Genomic DNA, 883 nt, shown 5'->3' on the forward strand with positions numbered 1-883 from the left:
AGCCGTACGCTCACGAAGCCCAGGGTGACGACGTTTACCAGGATGCCGGCGAAATCAGCCTGGGCATCAAGTCGGCTGTCGATGCCACCGGTGCAGCGTTCGAGAACCTGGAGCTGGGCAACCCTGCTTCGGTAAAAGTTACCGACACCATCGACGAAGTTGTCGCCAAGTTGACCGCTACCGCCTCGGTGACCGAAGGCGGCGAGATCACCTACACCATCACGCTGACCAACAAAGACGGTCTGCCGATCAACAACCATTCGGAGCTGTTCTTCAAGCTGACCGATGGCACCACGGTTGTTGTACCGGCCAACAGCACCACAGGTTCTGCAACTGCAGTCGCACCGGACAACGTCTATGTGGGCACCAACGAGCCGGTGGTCAACGCCATCGAAGCAGTCAGCGGCGCAGATGCCTGGAAGTTCGAGAACCTGACCCTGGACAAGACCGAGGTCAGCACCACCGTTACCGACGAGCCAGGTACCCCGGGCAACGAAGGCGACATCGTCAAGGTCACCATCACTGCAGACCAGGTGTCTGTTGCTGAAAACGTCAAACCGACCTTCACCGTGCACATCAACACGGTGCTGGCGCATGACCTGACCGTGACCCTCAGCAACAACGCGGTTGTGACCATCAAGGCCGGTCAGACTTCGAGCGAGCCGTACGCTCACGAAGCCCAGGGTGACGACGTTTACCAGGATGCCGGCGAAATCAGCCTGGGCATCAAATCGGCTGTCGATGCCACCGGTGCAGCGTTCGAGAACCTGGAGCTGGGCAACCCTGCTTCGGTAAAAGTTACCGACACCATCGACGAAGTTGTCGCCAAGTTGACCGCTACCGCCTCGGTGACCGAAGGCGGTGAGATCACTTACACCGTGAC

1 protein-coding gene is annotated in these 883 nt (G+C 59.1%); it reads left to right on the forward strand.

Annotated features, from left to right (window positions below):
* Positions 1-883, forward strand: an 883-nt coding sequence (locus HP546_RS30715; RefSeq protein ID WP_172233762.1) for an immunoglobulin-like domain-containing protein, incomplete at both ends; no start/stop codon positions are given.

Source organism: Pseudomonas sp. CM25, assembly GCF_013179705.1.
GTDB lineage: Bacteria > Pseudomonadota > Gammaproteobacteria > Pseudomonadales > Pseudomonadaceae > Aquipseudomonas.